Consider the following 3,191-nt stretch of genomic DNA (forward strand, 5'->3'; position numbering starts at 1 on the left):
CAGAGATACGCAATACCCTTTCTCCCATTTGGCATACAAAGGCTGTAATTGCTCGAACAGCATTGATACGTCTTAATCTTTGTCTCAAACATGCGGCTGCATTAGGTGTAGATGTTGATTTACAAGCTGTAGAAAAAGCAAAAGCTCTCTTAGGAAAACAACGCCATAAGGTCACTAATAGACCAGCCATGGATTGGAGAGAAGTGCCGGCTTTTTATAAAACACTCTGTGAAGCATCAACTATAACACAACTGGCTTTGCGTTTGCTTATTCTGACAGGTGTTCGTACCAATCCTTTACGTCATATTCATAAAGATCAAATTGATGGGGATATATGGACCATACCTGCTGAAAATATGAAAGGCAAGCGTGATGCCACAACAGAGTTTCGCGTGCCTTTATCAACTGAAGCATTAGACATTTTAAAACAAGCACGATTGCTTTCTCGTAATGATTTCTTTTTTTCTGCTAAAGGTCGCGGTCCCCTCGCTGAGAAGTGTATGGCTCAATATATGAGAGACAATAAACTTGAAGCCTGCCCGCATGGTTTTCGCTCTAGTTTACGCGATTGGCTAGCAGAAACAACCGATGCCCCCTATGAGGTCGCTGAAACTATTCTAAGTCATACAGTAGGAGGACAAGTAGAGCGCTCCTATCGTCGCACTGACTATCTAGAACAGCGCCGTGTCTATATGGATAAATGGGCGGCTTATGTCACGGGTCAAACCTAAAATATGGGGTGAATAACCCCATTATCTGTGGATAACTTTAGCTCTCTTCTCTCTCATTCTCTCTCAATAAGACTCATAAATTATCACATTAGAAATTGTATAATAAAATATTGTTTTCTATGAATAAAACATCTTTCTAAATGAACCAAAATGTGGTTAATAAATGATTATGATTTGTTTTTGTTTTTATAGTGAAAGGATTTTAGAATGACAGAAAATGATATTCTTTTAACTGACCGTGAAAGTGCAAAATTGCTTCATATGAGTGTTTCAACATTCCGCCGTCATGTAACCAATGGCTCTCTCCCAAAACCTTTAAAATTTGGCTTTTTATCCCGTTGGTTACAATCAGATCTTTTGAATGTCATCGAGCAAGCAAAACAGCAACGTTATAACGACGCGGCATAAAAAAACCTTGTCACGTAAGGATGGACAAGGCTTTCTCAAGCTCATCAACCTGGTGCTTTATTTGGTGTAAATTCAAGGCTTTCTCTGCTGAAGCAAGACTTAAGGTTTGCATTCAAGTTGTTCTGAATGTTTTTTACAATAAGAGCTATTTAAGCGTCTCTCAACACTTCGCTGAGGCATGACAGCACCAAGACGACATATGGGAAGGTTGTCTGATTTATGGTTCTCACACCAATCTTGTATTGTAAAGCTAGGGCGAAAACCTGATTGCGCCATACACATTTCAATACTGGCAAATTGATTCAAATCTAGCGCCACAACCTTATTAAGGTCCGGTACTCCACATTCTAAAAGTATTTTATTTCTCCATAATGCTGGAGAAAGTGAGGGAATTGAGTTAACACATCCAGTGATACTTAACAGAGCTATACAACTCAATAGTTTTAAGATTTTCTTCATTATTCCCCTCTTTCAATGGATTTATTTACAATAAAAAAGCTCATAAGCCTGTTGATATTTCCTGTCACCGCTTCATTAAAACAACGGTGAACAATATTGAAATGTTGGATTGAGGGAACAGTCCCGCCATTCCAAGAGAAGGCAAGGATGGCGGATTGTTGATCATCACAAGCAAGACTTAAGGATAGCATTCATATTGTTCTGGATGTTTTTTACAAAACGGGCTATTTAAGCGCTTCTTGACACTGCGCTGTGGAACAACAGCACCTGGACGACAAATGGGCAAGTTTTCGGCTTTATGATTTCCACACCAGCCCCCCCCCCTATCATATTTATCATGGAAACCAGCTTGAATCATACAAGCTTCTATGGTTGCCCATGCATTGTTGCTTAAATTTCTGTTTTCTGGAAATACATCATAAGGAGCTGGCATTCCACATTCTAAAAGTGCTTTTTTTACCTCAAGCCGATCTGCTCCTGATTTCTCCCACACCGTGAAGTATCCTGCAGGAGGTTTATTAAACTGACATCCAGCTATACTTAACAAAGTTACAGCGCTTAATAATTTTAAAGTTTGTTTCATTTTTTCCTCCTTAAAGGGAATTGTACTCGATGGGAAAGTCCATATATATCTCGACATTTTGGACCCGCATCTCCAAGGCAAGTATGAGGATTATAAGGATTTTTGAACATATTCCATGTTTCTTTCCACCAGTTACTGCCAGCAGGTATTGTCTCATAAGTATAGCCATTGCCGCCAATCCATCGGCTTACAAAGTCATATCTATGCCCATCAAAACCAATAGTGGTTTGTTTGCCATCACTCACATAACCTAACAGACCGGATGCAACTAAAACATTAAAGGCTGGTCCATAGAAATTGATATTCGTGTTGTCGGCTATACCGTGCACACCTTCTTGTTTGAAAGAATACAGCATATTTCCCAATGTCATGGTACCACGGCTATGTCCATAAAGTTCTAACCCTGTAATACCATGGCTATACACCAAATCTTTTGCTTCTTGTGTTGAATTGGTCAAACCCCAAAAGTTATTTTCCATAAACTTCTGATAGCCCGCGACCAAAAGTTCTGAGATAGCAGAATCGGCTTGAGGGAACACAACAAAATAAAGCGGTGCATTTTTATCCTTCGCATGTTGAACCGCATAAACAGCGGCTTCCTCTGGTGGAGTAAAGATGCCATTAAAGGACACATGCACCTTGCCATCAGCACCCTCTTGTAAATGCTGCTTTTCTTCATCCGTTAAATAATGTGCGTGAGGTATTGGTTGTCCACGAGCGTCTGTGATATACTGTCCATTTGCATCTATTTCATAGATTATATTACCCTTTTCATCACGGTCGACCACGGCGATGGGGTGCTCTTTGATAAACATGGTTTTATAGGAGTCATCGCTGTATTTAAATCCTTCTTCCAACAATTGCGTTGCCATTTCGCGGTTTTCATGGACGATTTGTTCCAGCTTGCCTACATCGAGCTGTTGTACACCCTTATGGGCGCTAGCAGTATCCCGATTAAGGGAGGCTATGGCTTGCTCAACATCTTGCCCTGTTAATGCCTTCTGCCCTGC

At 40.4% G+C, this 3,191-nt stretch carries 6 protein-coding genes; 2 read left to right on the forward strand and 4 right to left on the reverse strand.

The features are described 5' to 3' along the window. Together ACFIMC_RS10185 and ACFIMC_RS10190 are read left to right on the forward strand one after the other, a co-directional pair. Positions 1–731: tyrosine-type recombinase/integrase (locus ACFIMC_RS10185; RefSeq protein WP_375680833.1), on the forward strand; the 731-nt coding region annotated here is incomplete at its 5' end. A gap of 207 nt (positions 732–938) precedes the next feature. Further along, positions 939–1,139 (forward strand): AlpA family transcriptional regulator, encoded by a 201-nt coding sequence (locus ACFIMC_RS10190; protein ID WP_015856172.1) that lies wholly within the window; start codon positions 939–941, stop codon positions 1,137–1,139. 99 nt (positions 1,140–1,238) lie between these two features. Here the strand turns inward: ACFIMC_RS10190 and ACFIMC_RS10195 are convergent, their stop codons facing one another. From ACFIMC_RS10195 to ACFIMC_RS10210, 4 genes are all read right to left on the reverse strand, one after another. Next, on the reverse strand, positions 1,239–1,598 hold the full coding sequence (locus ACFIMC_RS10195) for a hypothetical protein (protein ID WP_375651448.1): 360 nt from the start codon (positions 1,596–1,598) through the stop codon (positions 1,239–1,241). Continuing rightward, positions 1,598–1,789, reverse strand: a complete 192-nt coding sequence (locus tag ACFIMC_RS10200; RefSeq protein WP_375680832.1) for a hypothetical protein — start codon at positions 1,787–1,789, stop codon at positions 1,598–1,600. Before ACFIMC_RS10200 ends, ACFIMC_RS10195 begins: the two co-directional genes overlap by 1 nt. Next, positions 1,777–2,181 carry a hypothetical protein gene (locus tag ACFIMC_RS10205; RefSeq protein WP_375612686.1) on the reverse strand — a complete coding sequence of 135 codons (405 nt, stop codon included), beginning with the start codon at positions 2,179–2,181 and terminating at the stop codon, positions 1,777–1,779. The genes ACFIMC_RS10200 and ACFIMC_RS10205 overlap by 13 nt, the downstream gene beginning before the upstream one ends. Continuing rightward, positions 2,178–3,191: filamentous hemagglutinin (locus ACFIMC_RS10210; RefSeq protein WP_375680831.1), on the reverse strand; the 1,014-nt coding region annotated here is incomplete at its 5' end. The genes ACFIMC_RS10210 and ACFIMC_RS10205, both read right to left, overlap by 4 nt.

It is taken from the genome of Bartonella sp. AP21QHHD (assembly GCF_042196205.1).
Lineage (GTDB): Bacteria > Pseudomonadota > Alphaproteobacteria > Rhizobiales > Rhizobiaceae > Bartonella.

Excerpts from the sequence above, each read along its gene's own strand:
- ACFIMC_RS10190 (WP_015856172.1), top strand. The coding sequence starts at position 939 with ATGACAGAAAATGATATTCTTTTAACTGACCGTGAAAGTGCAAAATTG.
- ACFIMC_RS10195 (WP_375651448.1), bottom strand. The coding sequence starts at position 1,598 with ATGAAGAAAATCTTAAAACTATTGAGTTGTATAGCTCTGTTAAGTATC.
- ACFIMC_RS10200 (WP_375680832.1), bottom strand. The coding sequence starts at position 1,789 with ATGCTATCCTTAAGTCTTGCTTGTGATGATCAACAATCCGCCATCCTT.
- ACFIMC_RS10205 (WP_375612686.1), bottom strand. The coding sequence starts at position 2,181 with ATGAAACAAACTTTAAAATTATTAAGCGCTGTAACTTTGTTAAGTATA.